The following is a 17,602-nucleotide window of genomic DNA, read 5'->3' as shown; positions in this document are numbered from 1 at the left end:
TGTCACTTTCCCTTGAGGTGGCGGTTGAGGACCGTGCAGATCTCGGCGGTGGCGGCGGGCTCGGTCATGCCCATGTGGGTGGCGTGGATGCCGTGTTCGCGGATGCCGCCGGTGATGAAGGGCGCCCACTCGCCCACGTACGTGTCGGACGGGTGCAGCGTCGCGGTGAAGAACAGCGCGTCGCCGTCGTATCGGGGCTGGCTGTAGTCCTTCATCATCGCCATGTGCTGCACGATGATCTCGGAGGCGTTCCGTACGAAGGACGCGCGGTCGTCGTCGTGCTGTCCGGCCGCGGACGGCAGGTAGCCCTCGAAGAACTCCTGCGCCTCGGCCAGCGCCAGCGACGCGTCGCTGGTGGCGAACCAGGGGCTGGGCACCGAGTCGAGCAGCGCCAGCAGCTTCACCTCGTGGCCGAGCCGCTGGAGTTCGGCGGCGAGCGCCTGCGCGAGGGTGCCGCCGAGTGAGTGGCCGAGCAGCTGGTACGGGCCCTGCGGCTGGACCGCGAGGATCTGCTCCAGATAGTCGGCGACCATCGCATCGACGGTCTCCGGCGGCCGGGTGCCGTCGAAGCCGCGGGCCTGGATGCCGTACAGCGGCCGGTCGTCGAGGTGCCGGGCGAAGCCGAGGTACGCCCAGCACAGCCCGACGCCGGGGTGGATGAACCACAGCGGGTCGCCGTCGCCGCCGGTGCGCAGCGGCAGGACGACCCCGAACGGGTCGGTCGGGCCGGCCGTGTCGTCGCCGGAGGTCAGGTACGCGGCGAGCGCGGCGACCGTCGGCGAGGAGAACACGACGCGGATGGGCACCTCGACGCCGAGGACCGTACGGATGCGGCCGACGAGCCGGTTGGCGAGCAGCGAGTGGCCGCCGGCGGCGAAGAAGTCGTCGTCGATGCCGATCCGTTCGAGGTTCAGCGTCTCCGCGAACAGCCCGCACAGCACCTCCTCCTGCGGGGTGCGCGGGGAGCGGCCGGCGGCCGCGCCCGCGTAGTCGGGCGCGGGGAGCGCGCGGCGGTCGAGCTTGCCGTTCCGTGTCAGGGGCAGCCGCGCGAGGGTGACGAGAGCGGCCGGGACCATGTAGTCGGGCAGCAGCCCGGCGAGGTGGTCGCGTACGGCGGCGGTGTCGAGCGGCGCCGCGCCGTCGGAGGCGGTCGCGCCGTCGGGCACGGGCACGTCGTCGCGTACGGGGGCGTCCTCCCGTACGGGCGTGTCCTCCCGTACCGGCGTGTCCTCCGGTACGAGGTAGCCGACGAGGCGCTTGTCGCCCGGCGTGTCCTCCCGGACGGTGACCGCCGCCTGCCCGACCGCCGGGTGCGCGGCCAGCGCGGCCTCGATCTCGCCCAGTTCGATGCGGAAGCCGCGGATCTTCACCTGGTCGTCGGCGCGCCCGAGGTAGCCGAGCATGCCGTCCCCGGTCCACCGCGCCAGGTCGCCGGTGCGGTACATGCGCTCGCCTGGCGCCCCGAACGGGCAGGCCACGAACCGTTCGGAGCTCAGCCCCGCCCGGTTGAGGTAGCCGCGTGCCAGCCCGGACCCGGCGACATACAGCTCCCCGGCCGCGCCCGGCGGCACCGGCCGCAGGGCGGCGTCGAGGACGTACGCACGCAGCCCCGGGACGGCGCCGCCGATGGCGTCCGCCCCGTGCCGCGCCGCGGAGTCGGCGCGCAGCGGGATGTGCGTGACATGCACGGTGGTCTCCGTGATGCCGTACATGTTGACGAGCTCCGGCGCGTCGTCCGCGTGCCGCTCGTACCAGCCGTCGAGCCGCCGCAGGTCCAGCGCCTCACCGCCGAACACGACGTAGCGCAGGGCCAGTTCGGTGCCTGGCTGCTCGGCGTCGGCCTGGACCAGCTGGTAGAACGCCGACGGGGTCTGGTTGAGCACCGTGACCCTCTCCCGCGCCAGCAGGCGGAGGAACTCCGCGGGCGCGCGGGACACGGTGTACGGCACCACGACCAGCCGGCCGCCGTACAGCAGCGGGCCCCACAGCTCCCACACCGAGAAGTCGAAGGCGTAGGAGTGGAACAGCGTCCACACGTCGTCCGGGCCGAACCGGAACGCGTCGTCGGTGCCCGCCAGCAGCCCGCTCACGTTGCGGTGCGGCACCACCACGCCCTTGGGGCGGCCGGTCGAGCCGGAGGTGTAGATGACGTACGCGGGGTGGGCGGGCCGCAGCGGCGCGGGCCGCTCGCCGTCGGTTACGTCGGCGGTGTCCAGCGCGTCGTACGCGTCGCGCGCGGAGATGTCCACGACGGGCACCGCCCCGGCGGCGTCCGCCGGGAAAGCCTCCGCACCGTCCGCGCCGCCGGTGACGAGCAGCACCGGCTGCGCGTCCTCGAGCATCCAACGGGCGCGGTCGGCGGGGTAGTCGGGGTCGATCGGCAGGTACGCGCCGCCCGCCTTGAGCACCGCCAGGATCGCGGTGACCAGGTCGGCCGAGCGGTCCAGCCGGATGCCCACCAGGCTCTCCGGGCCGACCCCGTGCGCGAGGAGCAGCCGGGCGAACCGGTTGGCGCGCGCGTTCAGCTCCCCGTACGTCAGCGACGTGTCGCCGCACACCACCGCGACCGCCTCCGGCGCCGCCGTGGCCTGGGCCTCGAACAGCGCGGGGATCGTCGTCTCCGGCATCCGTACGGCGGGCGCGTTGTTGCCGTCCAGCAGCGCCGTACGCTCCTCCGCGTCCAGCAGGTCGAGTGCGGCGATCCGGGTGTCCGGGTCGGCCGCGATCTGCCGGAGCACCTTCCCGAGCCGGGCGGCGAGCCGGCCGGCCTCCGCCTCGTCGAACAGGCTGTGCTGGTACTGGAGTCCCAGCCGCAGCTGCGGGTCGGACGCGCCGGCCAGCATCAGCGGGTAGTGGGTGCCGGCGGTGGGGCGGATGCCGGTGACGGCGAGCTCGGCCGTGGTGTGGGCGTCGCTCAGCCCGGCACGGTCGATGGGGTACGACTCGTAGACGACGAGGGTGTCGAACAGCGCGCCCAGCCCCGTGGTCTGCTGGATGTCGGTGAGCCCGACGTGGTGGTGGTCCATCAGCGCGGCCTGCCGCCGCTGGAGGCCGGTCAGCAGGTCCCGGAGGGTCTCGCGGGGCGTGTAACACAGCCGCACCGGCAGGGTGTTGATGAACAGCCCGACCATCGAGTCCACCCCGGGCACGGCGGGCGGCCGGCCGGACACGGTGGTGCCGAACACCACGTCGTCCCGCCCCGTCAGCTGCCCCAGCAGCAGCCCCCAGGCGCCCTGCACGAGGGTGTTGAGGGTGATGCCGAGTTCGCCGGCGCGTGCGGTCAGCGTGCGGGAGACCTCCGCGTCGAGCGGTACGTCGACCTGCCCGATGCCGTCCTGGGCGGCGTGCCCGTCGGGTGCCACCAGCGTCGGTTCCTCGACGCCCTCCAGTTCGCGCGCCCACGCCGTGTGCGCGGCGTCGTGGTCCTGGGCGGCGAGCCATGCCAGGAAGTCGCGGTAGCCGCGTACGCGGGGCAGCCCGGAGCCGTCACCGCCGGTGCCGTACAGCCGCAGCAGGTCCTGCATCAGCAGGGGCAGCGACCAGCCGTCGTACAGCACGTGGTGCGCGGTGAAGACGAGTTCGGCGCGGTCCGGGCCCAGCGTGACCAGGGTGAGCCGCAGCAGCGGCGGCGTCGCCGGGTCGAAGTGGTCGGCGTGGTCGTCGGCCAGCAGCCGTTCCAGCGCCTCGTCGCGGTCCGCCGGGGCGAGGGCGCTCAGGTCGACGTGGCGCCACGGCAGCCGTACGCCGTCCGCGATCAGCTGCCGCTGCTCGCCGTCGGCGTCGTCCACGAAGGCGGCACGCAGGTTCGGGTACCGGTCCAGCAGCGCCTGCCCCGCGGCGCGCATCCGCTCCGGGTCGGCCTGTCCGGACAGATGGAAGACGAGCTGCGTGTGGTACGCGTCGAACGACGAGGCCGTGAGCCTGCTGTGGAACAGCAGCCCGGACTGGGTGGCCGTCAGCGGCCACACGTCGGACAGGCCCGGGTAGTGCTGCTCCCAGCCCTCCAGCTCCCGCTGCGTCACGGCCGCCAACGGCAGGTCGGACGGCGTGAGTCCGCCCGCGTCCGGCGCGCTGACGTGCCGTGCGAGGCCGTCGAGCGCGGCGGTCCACAGCCGGGCCAGCTCCGCGACCTCGGCGCGGTCGAGTACGCCCGTGGGGAATCCGATACGGGCGCTCAGCCGCGGGCCCTCCGGGGAGTCCAGCACGTAGGCGGAGACGTCGACGGTGGACAGCGCGGGCATGTCCGCGTCCAGGTCGGCGAGCAGCCCGACCGCGTCGGGAGCCTCCGTCCAGCCGAGGCCGCGCAGATTCTCCGGCATGTCCTCGGCGGAGAACCGGCCCAGGTAGTTGAAGCCGATCTGCCCGGTGGGGCACGGCCGGAGGGCGGCTGCGGTCTCGGGGTTGAGGTAGCGCAGGAGGCCGTAGCCGATGCCCTTGTCGGGGATGGCGCGCAGCTGCTCCTTGACGGCCTTGAGTGCCCGCCCGGCGGACGGCCCGCCCGCGAACGCCTCGTCGGTGTCGCACGCCGCGACGTCCAGCCGTACGGGGAACATGCTGGTGAACCAGCCGACCGTACGGGACAGGTCCGCGCCCGGCGCCGCGCCCTCCTCACGGCCGTGGCCCTCCAGCCGTACGAGCGCCGAGGACTCGTCCACGCCGCGGTCGCGCCGCCAGCGGGCGACGGCCAGCGCCAGCCCGGCGAGCAGCCCGTCGTCCACACCGGCGCGGAATGCCGCCGGTGCCGCCGTCAGCAGCGCATCCGTGGTCGCGGCCGGCAGGGTGAGCGAGACGCTGTCCACCGTGGACATCACGTCCACCGCCGGGTCCGTCGGCCGGGAGCCGATCAGGGGGTCGGGGCCGTCCACCACGCGCTGCCAGAGGGGGAGTTCGGCGACCCGCCCGGGGCGCTCTGCCTCTTCGGCGAGGGCGTGGGCCCAGCGGCGTACGGAGGTGCCGACGGCGGGGAGTGCGGGCGTACGGCCCTCGCGCACCTGCTCCCAGGCGGCGGCGAGGTCGGGCAGCAGGATGCGCCAGGACACGCCGTCGACAGCGAGGTGGTGCAGGACGAGGAGGAGGCGGCCACCCCGTCCTGCGTCTTCGGGGTCTGCGGGGTCTGCGGGGTCGAACCACACGTACTGGGCCATGGTCCCGGCGGCCGGGTCGAGGCGGCCGGTGGCGGCGTCCAGTTCGGCCGCTGCCCGCTCCTGCCAGCGCTCGTTCCAGTCACCGTCGCAGGGGACACGGCGGACCAGCGCGCCCACGTCGACGGAGCCGGGCGGCTCGACGTGCAGCCCGCCGCCGTTCTCCCTGGTCAGCCGGGAGCGCAGGATGTCGTGCCGGTCCACCACCGCCGTGAGCGTGGCCAGCAGCCCGTCCCGGTCCACGCCTGCCGGCAGATCGACCACGGTCGACATGGAGAACCGGTCGTTGCCGCCGCCGAGTTCGCCCATCCAGCGGGCGATCGGCATGAGCGGCATCCAGCCGGTGCCGCCGCCCTCCAGCTCCTCGAGGACGGGTGCGCCGCCCGTACGGGCGCTGTCGACGGCGATCTCGGCGAGTTCGGCGACCGTACGGCAGTCGAAGATCTGCCGCGGGGTGACCTCGACGCCGTGCGCGCGGGCGCGGGAGACGACCTGGATGGAGCGGATGGAGTCGCCGCCGATGGCGAAGAAGTCGTCGTCGATGCCGACCTGATCGAGGCCCAGCACCTCTCCGTAGACGCCCGCGAGGACCCGTTCGGCCGCGCTGCGCGGTGCGCGGTACTCGCCGCCGGTCATGTCCGGGGCGGGCAGCGCGGCGCGGTCCAGCTTGCCGTTGGGTGCCAGCGGCAGCCGCTCCAGCAGCACGTACGACGCGGGCACCATGAACTCCGGCAGGCGCGCGGACACGAACCTGCGCAGTTCACCGGCCGAGAATCCGGCCGTGAGGTCGATGTCGTCGCTGCCCGCGAGGTCGGGTTCGTGTTCGGTGGGGACGACGTAGCCGACGAGTTGTGTGCCGCCGCCCTCCCGTGCCTTGTGCGTGGTCACGACGGCCTGCGCGACGCCCGGGTGCGCGCAGAGCGCGGCCTCGACCTCGCCGGGCTCGATACGGAAGCCGCCACAGCCCCCGCGCCCGCGCCCCAGGCCACGCAGCAGAGCGGGCCGCCGCCGGCCGCGTCCGGGCCGCCGCAGCGCGAGGGCGGCTACGACGCGCCCGAGCTGCCCGGCCAGCGCTCCGCGTACCAGGACTACTCGCAGCCGCCCGGCGGCCAGCAGGGCGGCCCGCCGCCTCCGCAGCACCACCACCAGCAGCAGCCGCCCCAGCACCAGCAGCAGCACCAGCCGGAGCCCTGGCAGCAGCAGCGCCACGAGCCGTACCCGTCGCAGCCGCAGCACCAGCACCAGCCGTACGAGCAGCAGCGGTACGACCCCCCGCACTACGACCAGCAGGCGCCCGGACAGCATCCGCAGCAGCGCCCCACGTACGAGCAGTACGAGCAGCAGCACTCGCCGCCGCCCCAGCAGCAACAGCAGCCCCAACAGCCGCAGCACCAGGTCCAGCTCCCGCGCCAGGGCCAGCCGCCCGCCCCCCGCTACGACGGCCCCAGCCAGCTGCCCGCGCCCTCCGGCGCCCCCGGCCCGCTGGCCGCCCAGCCCGCGCCCGCGACCGGGCCCGGCGAACCGACCGCGCGGCTCAACCCGAAGTACCTCTTCGACACCTTCGTGATCGGCGCCTCCAACCGCTTCGCGCACGCCGCCGCGGTCGCCGTCGCCGAAGCGCCCGCGAAGGCGTACAACCCCCTGTTCATCTACGGGGAGTCGGGGCTCGGCAAGACCCACCTGCTGCACGCCATCGGGCACTACGCCCGCAGCCTCTACCCGGGCACCCGGGTCCGCTACGTGAGCTCCGAGGAGTTCACGAACGAGTTCATCAACTCCATCCGCGACGGCAAGGCGGACGCGTTCCGCAAGCGGTACCGCGACATGGACATCCTGCTCGTCGACGACATCCAGTTCCTGGCCAGCAAGGAGTCGACGCAGGAGGAGTTCTTCCACACGTTCAACACGCTGCACAACGCCAACAAGCAGATCGTGCTGTCCTCCGACCGGCCGCCGAAGCAGCTGATGACCCTGGAGGACCGGCTCCGCAACCGCTTCGAGTGGGGCCTCATCACGGACGTTCAGCCGCCCGAGCTGGAGACCCGGATCGCGATCCTCCGGAAGAAGGCGGTGCAGGAGCAGCTCAACGCACCGCCCGAGGTACTGGAGTTCATCGCGTCCCGCATCTCCCGCAACATCCGGGAGCTGGAGGGCGCGCTCATCCGCGTCACCGCCTTCGCCAGCCTCAACCGGCAGCCGGTGGATCTCGGCCTCACCGAGATTGTCCTCAAGGACCTCATCCCGGGCGGCGAGGACGCGGCACCGGAGATCACCGCAACCGACATCATGGCCGCCACCGCCGACTACTTCGGCCTCTCCGTGGACGACCTGTGCGGCTCCTCGCGCAGCCGCGTGCTCGTCACCGCGCGGCAGATCGCGATGTACCTGTGCCGTGAGCTGACGGACCTGTCGCTGCCGAAGATCGGCGCCCAGTTCGGCGGCCGCGACCACACGACGGTGATGCACGCGGACCGCAAGATCCGCGCGCTGATGGCCGAACGACGGTCCATCTACAACCAGGTCACCGAGCTCACGAACCGCATCAAGAACGCCTGACGCGTACGCGGGACCGCGCCCGCCGCATGGCCGCCGCGCGCTCGCTTACGCGCCCGCCGCACCGCTCGTTCGCCCGAAGCGCCCCCGGAGTTCCTTCCGGGGGCGCTTCGCGTTGTTCGATTACGGTGCTCCCGCACCGCGTACTCCACAGGAAACGGCCCGAGTTGGCGTCCACACCCTGGGGACCGCCGAGTTGTCCCGAAAGCCTCCACAGCGGCGCCCACCGCGAGAAGATCTTGGGAGGTCAAGTGGCTGGGGAATTGTGGGCAAGTGATGTCCACAGGCTGTGGACGCTTCAGCGGCACACAAGCGGCACATGATGTTGTCCACCGGCCGCCCACAGCAAACGCCGTGTTGTCCCCAGCTTCTCCACACCCTTGTCCACTGTTCGGCAACGCGACGCGGGGTCTCACCGGTCCGAGTGAATCAGGTCACACCGACCCGACCCCATGCCCTGTTGAGAAGTCGGCGAAACCTGTGGGCGGGGCTGTGGGGAAGTCAACGAGGGCTGTGCACGGGGTGTGCAGAACTTTCCGGCGTCCACAGCGACGGCCGTCCGTCCACTGCCGCGCCCACAGCCCGCGGTGGACAAAATTCGGGGCCTGACCAGCGGAAACGGAGTTATCCCCGGTTTCCACAAGCCCTACTACTACGACCACCTTGAGTCAGCCCGGGAAATGCTTCGAAGTGGGTGCTGTGCACAACTCGGGATCGAGGGGTCCTACCCCGCCCGCAACGACTTGACCCGCTTGGGTCCCGACTGTCAGCGGCGTGCGTCAGACTGGACCCCGGCAAGAGGCCAGCAGCAAGAGCAGGAGGCGGCTGAAGGTGAAGATCCGGGTAGAGCGCGATGTACTCGCGGAGGCGGTGGCGTGGACCGCCAAGAGCCTCCCCGCCCGTCCACCGGTGCCGGTCCTCGCGGGACTGCTGCTGAAGGCGGAGGAAGGCGCACTGAGCCTGTCGGGCTTCGACTACGAGGTCTCCTCCCGCGTCTCGGTGGAGGCCGAGGTCGAGGAGGACGGCACCGTCCTCGTGTCCGGCCGGCTGCTCGCCGACATCTGCCGGTCGCTGCCGAACCGTCCCGTCGAGATCTCCACCGAGGGCGTCCGCGTCATGGTGGTCTGCGGATCCTCGCGGTTCACACTCCACACACTGCCTGTGGAGGAGTATCCGGCGCTGCCGGAGATGCCGTCCGCGACCGGCACCGTGCCGGGTGAGGTGTTCGCGGCGGCCGTCGCCCAGGTGGCCATCGCAGCCGGGCGGGACGACACGCTGCCGGTGCTGACCGGCGTACGGATCGAGATCGAGGGCGACACGGTCACGCTGGCCTCCACCGACCGTTACCGCTTCGCGGTCCGCGAGTTCCTGTGGAAGCCGGAGAGCCCGGACACCTCGGCGGTCGCGCTGGTGCCCGCCAAGACGCTGCTGGACACGGCGAAGTCGCTGAGCGGCGGCGACAGCGTGTCGCTGGCGCTGTCGGGCTCGGGTGCCGGCGAAGGGCTGATCGGCTTCGAGGGCGCCGGGCGGCGTACGACGACGCGGCTGCTCGAGGGCGACCTGCCGAAGTACCGCACGCTGTTCCCGACGGAGTTCAACTCGGTCGCGGTGATCGAGACGGCGCCGTTCGTCGAGGCGGTGAAGCGCGTGGCGCTGGTCGCCGAGCGGAACACTCCGGTCCGGCTGAGCTTCGAGCAGGGTGTGCTGACCCTGGAGGCGGGGTCGAGCGACGACGCACAGGCTGTGGAGCGTGTGGACGCGGACCTGGAGGGCGACGACGTCTCGATCGCGTTCAACCCGGGCTTCCTGCTGGAGGGGTTGAGCGCGATCGACTCTCCGGTGGCTCAGCTGTCGTTCACCACGTCGACCAAGCCGGCGCTGCTGAGCGGCAGGCCCGCGAAGGACGTCGAGGCGGACGACGCGTACAAGTACCTGATCATGCCCGTGCGCCTGAGCGGATAGGCGCCTCTGAGCGGTTGGGCCCACAGATGCGCGCGTACCTCCGGGCGTAGGCTCGTACCCAGGTACGGAACGCCAGCAACAGCACCGAAGGAAGGCGTCAAGATGGAGCTCGGTCTCGTCGGCCTGGGCAGGATGGGCGGCAACATGCGCGAGCGCATCCGCCGCGCGGGCCACACCGTCATCGGATACGACCGCGACCCGGGCCTCGCCGATGTCCACAGTCTCGGTGAGCTGGTGGAAAAGCTGAAGGGCCCACGGGTGGTCTGGGTGATGGTCCCGGCCGGTGCCGCGACGCAGTCGACCGTGGACGAGCTGGCGGAGCTGCTGTCGCCGGGTGACATCGTGGTGGACGGCGGCAACTCCCGCTGGACGGACGACGAGAAGCACGCCGGGGAGCTGGCGGCCAAGGGCATCGGCTTCGTCGACTGCGGTGTCTCGGGCGGTGTCTGGGGCCTGGAGAACGGTTACGCGCTGATGTACGGCGGTGACGCCGAGCACGTGGCCAAGGTGCAGCCGGTGTTCGACGCGCTGAAGCCCGAGGGGCAGTTCGGCTCCGTCCACGCGGGCAAGGTCGGTGCGGGGCACTTCGCGAAGATGGTCCACAACGGCATCGAGTACGCGATGATGCAGGCCTTCGCGGAGGGCTGGGAGCTGCTGGAGGCGGCGGACTCGGTCACGGACGTGCGGGAGATCTTCCGTTCGTGGCAGGAGGGGACGGTCATCCGCTCCTGGCTGCTGGACCTGGCGGTGAACGCGCTGGACGACGACGAGCACCTGTCGGAGCTGCGTGGTTACGCCGCGGATTCGGGTGAGGGCCGCTGGACGGTGGAGGCGGCGATCGACAACGCGGTGCCGCTGCCCGCGATCACGGCGTCGCTGTTCGCGCGCTTCTCGTCGCGGCAGGAGGACTCGCCGCAGATGAAGATGATCGCCGCGCTGCGGAACCAGTTTGGCGGGCACGCGGTGGAGAGTACGAAGAAGTAGGGCAGCGGGCGGCCGTGTGCCGCAGCCGGTCAGGGAGGTCAGCGCGCAACCGTGCACGTCACGCATCTGTCCCTTGCCGACTTCCGTTCGTACGCCCGGGTCGAGGTCGCTCTCGGGCCGGGCGTGACGACGTTCGTGGGCCCGAACGGCCAGGGCAAGACGAATCTGGTGGAGGCCGTGGGCTATCTGGCGACGCTGGGCAGCCACCGGGTGTCGTCGGACGCGCCGCTGGTGCGGATGGGTGCGGAGCGGGCGGTCGTACGGGCCGCGGTGCGGCAGGGCGACCGGCAGCAGTTGATCGAGCTGGAGCTGAATCCGGGGCGGGCGAACCGGGCGCGGGTGAACCGTTCCTCTCAGGTGCGGCCGCGGGATGTGCTGGGGATCGTGCGGACGGTGCTGTTCGCGCCGGAGGACTTGGCGCTGGTGAAGGGCGATCCGGGGGAGCGCCGCCGGTTTCTGGACGAGCTGGTGACGGCGCGTGCGCCGCGGATGGCGGGGGTGCGGTCGGACTACGACCGGGTGCTGAAGCAGCGGAACACGCTGCTCAAGTCGGCGTCGGTGGCGCGGCGGCAGTCGGGGCGCCGGGGCGGTGCCCAGTCAGGTTCGGACGGCGGCGCGGGGGGTGCCGAGCTGGCGACGCTGGATGTGTGGGATCAGCATCTGGCGCGTGCGGGCGCGGAGTTGCTGGCGCAGCGGCTGGCGCTGATCGATGCGCTGCGGCCGCTGGCGGACAAGGCGTACGAGCAACTGGCGCCGGGCGGCGGCCCGGTGGCGCTGGAGTACCGGTCTCCGGTGGAGGGCGGTTCGCGCGAGGAGTTGTACGGGCAGTTGCTGGCGGCGCTGGCGGAGGCGCGCAAGCAGGAGCTCGAGCGGGGGGTGACGCTGGTGGGGCCGCACCGGGACGATCTGGTGCTGAAGCTGGGGCAGTTGCCGGCGAAGGGGTACGCGAGCCACGGGGAGTCCTGGTCGTTGGCGCTGGCGCTGCGGCTGGCGTCGTACGACCTGTTGAAGAGCGAGGGCAACGAGCCGGTGCTGGTGCTGGACGACGTGTTCGCGGAGCTGGATGTGCAGCGGCGGGCGCGGCTGGCGGAGCTGGTGGCGGTGGGCGAGCAGGTGCTGGTGACGGCGGCGGTGGAGGCGGATGTGCCGGAGCTGCTGTCGGGTGCGCGGTTCGCGGTGGCGGGCGGCGAGGTGTCCCGCGATGAGTGAGGGGACTCCCGAACTGCCGGACGGTGCGGGCCGGTCGGGCAAGGCGGGTCAGCCGGACCAGTCGGAGCGGCCCGAGGTGCCCGCGGAGGGCGCGCGGCCGGAGCCGTCGGGGGTGGATCTGGCGCGTGTGGCGCTGCGGGCGGCGAAGGAGAAGGCGCGTGAGCGTGGTGCGGCGGCGCAGCAGCGCAAGCAGTCCCGCCGTACGGGGCTGCGGTCTGGTGCGGGGCGGGACGGGCGTGATCCGCTGCCGTTGGGCGCGGCGGTGAGCAGGCTGATCACGGAGCGCGGCTGGGAGGCGCCGGCGGCGGTCGGCGGGGTGATGGGGCGGTGGCCGGAGCTGGTGGGGCCGGAGGTGGCGCAGCACTGTGAGCCGCAGCGTTACGACGAGGAGGAGCGGAGCCTGCTGGTGCGCTGCGATTCGTCGGCGTGGGCGACGCAGTTGCGGCTGCTGGCGCCGCGGCTGGTGGCGCGGCTGAACGAGGAGCTGGGGCAGGGCACCGTAAAGGTGATCAAGGTGCGGGGCCCGGAGGCGCCGGTCCGGAGGTACGGGCCGTTGCGGGCGCCGGGGAGTACGGGTCCGGGGGACACGTACGGCTGAGGCGGCGGTGCGGACGCGCGCGTACGGCCGCCGGTGGCGGGGGCGTGAACCGGCCATCGTCCAGGCCTCCGGAACCGCCTCCGGTACGGCCCGCGAGGGGTGCCGGGCGCGTAAGGGTGAGGCAACACACACAGGTGCGGACCGTTGACAGGCGGAAGCGCTGAGTGGCGCTGTGAGCCTCTTGGGCCCCCGGTCCGCATATAGGGAGTCGGCTGAGGCCATCCAAGGACGGCACATGAGGACTCAGGTACCGGCAAAGCCCCATTCATGGCCGGGCCACCGGTACACTGGACGGAAGCCGCCCCGTTGCGGAACATGTCGAACGACGCAGCCGCTCCGCTATGCCCAGGAGACGGCCTGTGCTGTGCCAGAAAGGGCGCTTCGTGGCCGATTCCGGCAACCCAAACCAGAGCAATACGTCCGATAACGGCCCCGAGGGCGATGACGTGGCAGAAGGCACCGTTGTGCCCGAGTCCGCAGCCGCTCCGGGTGTGCCGTCGTACGACGCCAGTGATATCACCGTCCTCGAAGGCCTGGACGCGGTCCGTAAGCGCCCGGGCATGTACATCGGGTCGACGGGTGAGCGCGGTCTGCACCACTTGGTGCAGGAGGTGGTCGACAACTCGGTCGACGAGGCGCTCGCGGGCCATGCCGACACCATCGAGGTCACGCTGCTGAGCGACGGCGGCGTACGGGTGTCGGACAACGGGCGCGGTATCCCGGTGGGCATCGTCGCGTCGGAGAAGAAGCCGGCGCTCGAGGTCGTCATGACGGTGCTGCACGCCGGCGGCAAGTTCGGCGGTGGCGGTTACGCGGTCTCCGGCGGTCTGCACGGTGTGGGTGTGTCCGTGGTGAACGCGCTGTCGACGAAGGTCGCGGTGGAGGTACGGCGGGACGGCTTCCGCTGGACTCAGGACTACAAGCTGGGTGTGCCGACGGCGCCGCTGCAGAAGAACGAGGCGACGGACGAGGCAGGCACGACCACGACGTTCTGGGCGGACCCCGACGTCTTCGAGACGACGGACTACTCGTTCGAGACGCTCGCGCGCCGCTTCCAGGAGATGGCGTTCCTCAACAAGGGTCTGACGATCTCGCTGACGGACGAGCGCGCGGAGCACGTGGACGAGGAGGGCAACCAGAACTCGGTCCGCTACCACTACGAGGGCGGCATCCGGGACTTCGTCACGTATCTCAACTCCCGCAAGGGCGAGCTGATCCACCCCACGGTCATCGACATCGAGGCCGAGGACAAGGAGCGGATGCTCTCGGTCGAGATCGCGATGCAGTGGAACAACCAGTACAGCGAGGGTGTGTACTCCTTCGCGAACACGATCCACACGCACGAGGGCGGCACCCACGAAGAGGGCTTCCGCGCGGCGATGACGGGTCTGATCAATCGCTACGCCCGGGACCGCAAGCTGCTGCGGGAGAAGGACGACAACCTCACGGGTGAGGACATCCGGGAGGGGCTGACGGCGATCATCTCGGTGAAGCTGGGCGAGCCGCAGTTCGAGGGCCAGACGAAGACGAAGCTGGGCAACACCGAGGCGAAGACGTTCGTGCAGCGGATCGTGCACGAGCACCTGTCGGACTGGCTGGACAGCCACCCGAGCGAGGCCGCGGACATCATCCGCAAGGGCATCCAGGCCGCGACGGCGCGGGTGGCGGCGCGCAAGGCGCGCGACCTGACGCGCCGCAAGGGGCTGCTGGAGACGGCGTCGCTGCCGGGCAAGCTGTCGGACTGCCAGTCCAACGACCCGGTCAAGTGCGAGATCTTCATCGTCGAGGGTGACTCGGCGGGCGGCTCGGCGAAGTCCGGCCGCAACCCGAAGTACCAGGCGATCCTGCCGATCCGCGGCAAGATCCTGAACGTGGAGAAGGCGCGGATCGACCGCGTGCTGCAGAACGCCGAAGTGCAGGCGCTGATCTCGGCGTTCGGCACGGGCATCCACGAGGACTTCGACATCGAGACGCTCCGCTATCACAAGATCATTCTGATGGCGGACGCCGACGTCGACGGTCAGCACATCAACACGCTGCTGCTGACGCTGCTGTTCCGGTTCATGCGCCCGCTGGTCGAGGCGGGCCATGTGTTCCTGTCCCAGCCTCCGCTGTACAAGATCAAGTGGGGCCGTGACGAGCACCAGTACGCGTACTCCGACCGGGAGCGGGACAGCCTGATCCAGCTCGGCCGCGAGCAGGGAAAGCGGATCCGGGACGACGCGATCCAGCGCTTCAAGGGTCTGGGCGAGATGAACGCCGAGGAGCTCCGGATCACCACGATGGACAGCGACCACCGGGTGCTGCGCCAGGTGACGCTGGACGACGCGGCCGCCGCCGACGACCTGTTCTCGATCCTGATGGGCGAGGACGTGGAGGCGCGGCGCTCGTTCATCCAGCGCAACGCCAAGGACGTCCGGTTCCTGGACATCTGAGCCGGCTCCGACCTCCGGTCGGCGCCTCCCCCTCCCCGGCAGCCGCGCAGCAGCACAGACAAGGACTTTGACCAGCGATGGCCGACGAGAACCCCCCTGAGAACGTGCCCGAAGAGGGCAGCACCGTCGCCGAGGGCGCCGGGCTCCGTGTGGAGCCGGTGAGCCTGGAGACGGAGATGCAGCGCTCGTACCTCGACTACGCGATGAGCGTGATCGTGTCGCGTGCGCTGCCCGACATCCGCGACGGTCTGAAGCCGGTGCACCGGCGTGTGCTGTACGCGATGTACGACGGTGGCTACCGCCCGGAGAAGGGCTACTACAAGTGCGCCCGCGTCGTCGGTGACGTCATGGGCACGTACCACCCGCACGGCGACTCGTCGATCTACGACGCCCTGGTCCGGCTGGCTCAGCACTGGTCGATGCGGATGCCGCTGGTCGACTCGAACGGCAACTTCGGCTCCCCGGGCAACGACCCGGCCGCGGCCATGCGGTACACGGAGTGCCGGATGGCGCCGCTGGCGATGGAGATGCTGCGGGAGATCGACGAGGAGACCGTCGATCTGCAGGACAACTACGACGGCCGGAACAAGGAGCCGACGGTCCTGCCGGCGCGCTTCCCGAACCTGCTGATCAACGGCTCGGCCGGGATCGCCGTCGGCATGGCCACCAACATCCCGCCGCACAACCTGCGCGAGGTGGCGTCCGGTGCCCAGTGGTATCTGGACCACCCGGACGCGAGCAGCGAGGAGCTGCTGGACGCGCTGATCGAGCGCATCAAGGGCCCGGACTTCCCGACGGGCGCGCTGGTGGTGGGCCGGTCGGGCATCGAGGAGGCGTACCGCACGGGGCGCGGCTCGATCACGATGCGCGCGGTGGTGGAGGTCGAGGAGATCCAGGGCCGGCAGTGCCTGGTGATCACCGAACTGCCGTACCAGGTCAATCCGGACAATCTGGCGCTGAAGATCGCGGACCTCGTGAAGGAGGGCCGGGTCGGCGGCATCGCGGACGTACGGGACGAGACCTCGTCGCGTACGGGCCAGCGGCTGGTCGTCGTGCTGAAGCGGGACGCGGTCGCGAAGGTCGTCCTGAACAATCTCTACAAGCACACCGACCTGCAGACCAACTTCGGCGCGAACATGCTGGCGCTGGTCGAGGGCGTGCCGCGGACGCTGTCGCTGGACGCGTTTATCCGGCACTGGGTGGCGCACCAGATCGACGTGATCGTGCGCCGTACGCAGTACCGGCTGCGCAAGGCGGAGGAGCGCGCGCACATCCTGCGCGGCCTGCTGAAGGCGCTGGACGCGATCGACGAGGTCATCGCGCTGATCCGGCGCAGCCAGACCGTCGACGAGGCGCGCGAGGGCCTGATGGGCCTGCTGCGGATCGACGAGATCCAGGCGAACGCGATCCTCGAGATGCAGCTGCGGCGGTTGGCAGCGCTGGAGCGGCAGAAGATCACCGCCGAGCACGACGAGCTGCAGCAGAAGATCAACGAGTACAACGCGATCCTCGCCTCCCCGGCCCGGCAGCGGGAGATCATCGGGGAGGAGCTGGCCGCCATCGTCGACAAGTTCGGCGACGACCGGCGGACGAAGCTGGTGCCGTTCGAGGGCGACATGTCCATCGAGGACCTGATCGCCGAGGAGGACATCGTCGTCACGATCACCCGTGGCGGCTATGTGAAGCGCACCAAGACGGTCGACTACCGCGCCCAGAAGCGCGGCGGCAAGGGCGTACGCGGGGCGAAGCTGAAGGAAGACGACATCGTCGACCACTTCTTCGTCTCGACCACGCACCACTGGCTGCTGTTCTTCACCAACAAGGGCCGGGTGTACCGCGCGAAGGCGTACGAGCTCCCCGACGCCGGACGGGACGCGCGCGGCCAGCACGTGGCGAACCTGCTGGCGTTCCAGCCGGATGAGCGGATCGCCGAGATCCTCGCCATCCGGGACTACGAGGCGGTGCCGTATCTGGTGCTGGCCACGAAGTCCGGGCTGGTGAAGAAGACGCCGCTGAAGGACTACGACTCGCCCCGCTCGGGCGGTGTCATCGCCATCAACCTGCGGGAGATGGACGACGGGCGCGACGACGAACTGATCGGCGCCGAGCCGGTGTTCCCCCACGACGACCTGCTGCTCGTCAGCAAGAAGGCGCAGTCGATCCGCTTCACCGCGACCGACGACGCGCTGCGGCCGATGGGGCGGGCGACGTCGGGTGTGAAGGGAATGAGTTTCCGGGAAGGCGACGAGCTGCTCTCGATGAATGTCGTCCGGGAGGGTACGTTCGTCTTCACCGCCACCGATGGCGGTTACGCGAAGCGGACGGCGGTCGACGACTACCGCGTCCAGGGTCGCGGCGGCCTCGGTATCAAGGCGGCCAAGATCGTGGAGGACCGTGGTGAGCTGGTCGGCGCCCTGGTGGTGGAGGAAACGGACGAGATCCTCGCCATCACGCTGAGCGGCGGTGTGATCCGGACACGGGTCAATGGGGTCAGGGAGACGGGCCGTGACACGATGGGCGTCCAACTGATCAACCTGGGCAAGCGGGATGCCGTGGTCGGCGTCGCCCGCAATGCCGAGGCCGGTCGTGAAGCCGAGGAAGTCGAGGCCGTCGTGGACGAGGCCGGAGCCGCCGAGTCAGAGGACGGTTCCGAGTCCGAGGCGGGCCAGCCGGGTTCCGAGTCCGAACCTCCGGCCACGTCGAGCGACGAGGAGTAAGGC

At 71.0% G+C, this 17,602-nt stretch carries 8 protein-coding genes; 7 read left to right on the top strand and 1 reads right to left on the bottom strand.

Annotation, left to right across the window (positions count from 1 at the left end; all coding sequences use genetic code 11):
- Positions 1–2 precede the first annotated feature (2 nt).
- Positions 3–6,029 (bottom strand): amino acid adenylation domain-containing protein, encoded by a 6,027-nt coding sequence (locus DVA86_RS13295; RefSeq protein ID WP_245996539.1) that lies wholly within the window; start codon positions 6,027–6,029, stop codon positions 3–5.
- Positions 6,030–6,050: 21 nt separating this feature from the next.
- On the opposite strand from DVA86_RS13295, the gene dnaA reads away from it, so the two are divergent.
- From dnaA to gyrA, 7 genes are all read left to right on the top strand, one after another.
- Positions 6,051–7,697: a chromosomal replication initiator protein DnaA gene (gene dnaA / locus DVA86_RS13290; RefSeq protein ID WP_425470979.1), complete on the top strand. Its 1,647-nt coding sequence runs from the start codon at positions 6,051–6,053 to the stop codon at positions 7,695–7,697.
- An 828-nt stretch (positions 7,698–8,525) separates the two neighbouring features.
- Positions 8,526–9,656, top strand: a complete 1,131-nt coding sequence (dnaN, locus tag DVA86_RS13285) for a DNA polymerase III subunit beta (protein ID WP_208878375.1) — start codon at positions 8,526–8,528, stop codon at positions 9,654–9,656.
- A gap of 102 nt (positions 9,657–9,758) precedes the next feature.
- Positions 9,759–10,640 carry a phosphogluconate dehydrogenase (NAD(+)-dependent, decarboxylating) gene (gene gnd, locus DVA86_RS13280; RefSeq protein WP_208878373.1) on the top strand — a complete coding sequence of 294 codons (882 nt, stop codon included), beginning with the start codon at positions 9,759–9,761 and terminating at the stop codon, positions 10,638–10,640.
- Between the two features lie 51 nt (positions 10,641–10,691).
- Complete coding sequence (recF, locus tag DVA86_RS13275) at positions 10,692–11,849, top strand: DNA replication/repair protein RecF (RefSeq protein WP_208878372.1); 1,158 nt, start codon at positions 10,692–10,694, stop codon at positions 11,847–11,849.
- A complete protein-coding gene (locus DVA86_RS13270) occupies positions 11,842–12,447 on the top strand; it encodes a DciA family protein (RefSeq protein WP_208878371.1) in 606 nt (201 codons plus the stop codon). The genes recF and DVA86_RS13270 overlap by 8 nt, the downstream gene beginning before the upstream one ends.
- A gap of 359 nt (positions 12,448–12,806) precedes the next feature.
- On the top strand, positions 12,807–14,882 hold the full coding sequence (gene gyrB, locus DVA86_RS13265) for a DNA topoisomerase (ATP-hydrolyzing) subunit B (RefSeq protein WP_208878369.1): 2,076 nt from the start codon (positions 12,807–12,809) through the stop codon (positions 14,880–14,882).
- 77 nt (positions 14,883–14,959) lie between these two features.
- Complete coding sequence (gene gyrA, locus DVA86_RS13260; RefSeq protein ID WP_208878367.1) at positions 14,960–17,599, top strand: DNA gyrase subunit A; 2,640 nt, start codon at positions 14,960–14,962, stop codon at positions 17,597–17,599.
- Positions 17,600–17,602: the final 3 nt, after the last annotated feature.

Source organism: Streptomyces armeniacus (assembly GCF_003355155.1).
GTDB classification, from domain to species: Bacteria; Actinomycetota; Actinomycetes; order Streptomycetales; family Streptomycetaceae; genus Streptomyces; species Streptomyces armeniacus.
Note: the sequence above shows the minus strand (reverse complement) of the source record. Positions and strands in the feature narration are given on the sequence as shown.

Coding starts and splice junctions, on each gene's coding strand:
- gnd (WP_208878373.1), top strand. CDS start 9,759: ATGGAGCTCGGTCTCGTCGGCCTGGGCAGGATGGGCGGCAACATGCGC.
- DVA86_RS13270 (WP_208878371.1), top strand. CDS start 11,842: ATGAGTGAGGGGACTCCCGAACTGCCGGACGGTGCGGGCCGGTCGGGC.
- gyrA (WP_208878367.1), top strand. CDS start 14,960: ATGGCCGACGAGAACCCCCCTGAGAACGTGCCCGAAGAGGGCAGCACC.